The following is a 2,042-nucleotide window of genomic DNA, read 5'->3' as shown; positions in this document are numbered from 1 at the left end:
GTTCGCTTGGGCCTGATTCAGGGGTCAGCCTCGTTGCCAGACGAGTCGCAATCCGGGCAGTGAAATCAGTTCCAACTAGTGCCTCATGGGGAAGCTGTAGCGCGCAGGGGTTCGCGGCCTGGATCACGATTTCGGTGTAAGATGCTTATCAATTCGCGGGCCCGTAGCTCAACGGTTAGAGCAGCGGACTCATAATCCGTTGGTTCTAGGTTCGAATCCTAGCGGGCCCACCAGAATCTTGGTTCAAATAGAATCACTGCTATCAGTTGACTCTGCCGGACTCGTTACTAATGATTTCAGTACTATTGAGGCCAGAACATCAATCGAGCAAGCGGTGAACCCGAAGACCAAAACCATAGTTTGTCAGACCGGTTCAACAACTCTCAGTGGCGTTGAAGACGAACAATGGATGCTCCAAAGTTCCGGCAATAGACATTTGGACCAAATGTGCTTCGGACACTTTCGCAATAACCTTGACAGGAGAATGGGGCACGACGGAGAGCATCAAGCTTCGCCCTCCGCTCGTTCAGCACTGGTGCCGGTGTTCTTGCATCAAGTGCATCCGGCGCGGAAATGGTCTAATGGTTTCACAGTTATCAAAGGTAGGCACTCGATAATGCGCTCATGATCGCTGGGGTAGCCGCAAGGCAAGCGATGCAGGTCGATTCTGAGTGTCGCTCACACTGCTATTCATCGAGAGGTTTGCTAGCGCCAGTCTGCTTGAAAGCAATGGTGTAAGGTCGTACGAGAACTCACCCGGATAGGCAGGGTTGGACGAGTCATAGGGACGGCTTCACCCTGCATGTCTTGACTTCTTGCGAAAAAGTACCGGTGCCAATCCACACGTGAGCGATAGCTTTCAGATTATGCATGCAGGTTCGGGGAATACGGTATTCCCTCCCGCCGCTTGTGCGCAGCATGTATTCGCCTGTGGCCGCTTTCCGAATTTCCAGAATGCAGAACTTATTTACTAGCACTGATCTATGGATACGAACGAACCCGCGAGGTTCGAGATCTTTCGTCAGTGCCGAGATAGAACTTCGTACGCGAAGCGAACCCGACAGCCGATGCAATATGACATAGCTTCCCTGAGCTTCAATTACTGACACATCAGAGGAATCAATCAATAGGATCTTATCGCTTGCGTTGATTGCAAACCGGAAGCTCTTCGATGACAGCAACCCCGCCTCCGTCGACACTTCCAACCAACCTGGCATCCCGTCGACAGTTGCTCGTTGAACTGGGGCACTCGAAATATCGCGAACGCCCTCATTTGAGGAATTCCTCCGAAGTGAAACACGAGGATGGCTCTCAAAATCTGGAATGCCATTGCGGTCGTCTCTTGGTGTAGGTCCATTAGGCAAATTCATGTCAGCTCAGGACACCGCTTTCGAATTTTCCATCAGGTTCGATGACATCCTGATTTTTCTGTTTCGTTTAAGTTCGGGATGATTCCCTTAGCTCCGTTCTTCTTGCTGGACACTTTCCCAGGTAGCGCCGCTGGCGCGTGGTAGAGGCAGCGCTGGCTGCGATTAATCCTAGGGTCACCAAACAGAACGGACACATCGTTTACCTGTGGGTGGCAGAGCTAGCTCCCAAACCATCTCTGAAGCCGAGAAGGCTCAGGGGAGCGATTTCGACAGCGCAGCCGGGAAAATCTTGACTATTTTGCAGCACGAACTGTCTCACTCCTGTATCCATGGCCAAGCCAAACACCCCGCCGGAAGCGTTCGAAAATTCTGCTCGATGTATTTGTCGTTGAGCAAGGCTTTTCATATTGTCTATTGCCCGATTTTCAAAATCTAGTGGTGGGAGGGCGGTCCCTGGCGACTCATATGTGACCCAAAACCCGAAAACTGGCACAGAGGAAATTAGAGGTAAGTTTGGGCGGAATTCCAGCGGAGGAGACGAGGACGATGCCCAAGAGGGTCACACGGAGGAGCAGATCGTGGCGGTGTTGCGGCAGGTGGAAGCCGGAGCGCGGGTGGAAGAGGTCTGTCGCAAAGCAGGCATCAGCGAGGCAACCTACTACCTGTGGAAGC

The 2,042-nt window shown here is 52.3% G+C and carries 3 protein-coding genes and 1 tRNA gene; 3 read left to right on the top strand and 1 reads right to left on the bottom strand.

Annotated elements, in window-relative coordinates:
• The first annotated feature begins 157 nt into the window (after positions 1–157).
• Positions 158–233: transfer RNA gene (locus VGS11_10665), tRNA-Met, on the top strand.
• A 546-nt stretch (positions 234–779) separates the two neighbouring features.
• Here the strand turns inward: VGS11_10665 and VGS11_10660 are convergent.
• Entirely contained in the window at positions 780–1,199 is a 420-nt protein-coding gene (locus VGS11_10660; GenBank protein ID HEV2120545.1) for a LytTR family DNA-binding domain-containing protein, read from the bottom strand.
• 308 nt (positions 1,200–1,507) lie between these two features.
• Between VGS11_10660 and VGS11_10655 the strand changes: the two genes are divergently transcribed.
• Both VGS11_10655 and VGS11_10650 read left to right on the top strand, forming a co-directional pair.
• Positions 1,508–1,663 (top strand): hypothetical protein, encoded by a 156-nt coding sequence (locus tag VGS11_10655; GenBank protein ID HEV2120544.1) that lies wholly within the window; start codon positions 1,508–1,510, stop codon positions 1,661–1,663.
• Positions 1,664–1,870: 207 nt separating this feature from the next.
• Positions 1,871–2,042, top strand: a 172-nt coding sequence (locus VGS11_10650) for a transposase (protein HEV2120543.1), incomplete at its 3' end; no start/stop codon positions are given.

Source organism: Candidatus Bathyarchaeia archaeon, assembly GCA_035935655.1.
In the GTDB taxonomy this organism is placed as follows: domain Archaea; phylum Thermoproteota; class Bathyarchaeia; order 40CM-2-53-6; family 40CM-2-53-6; genus 40CM-2-53-6.
Note: the sequence above shows the minus strand (reverse complement) of the source record. Positions and strands in the feature narration are given on the sequence as shown.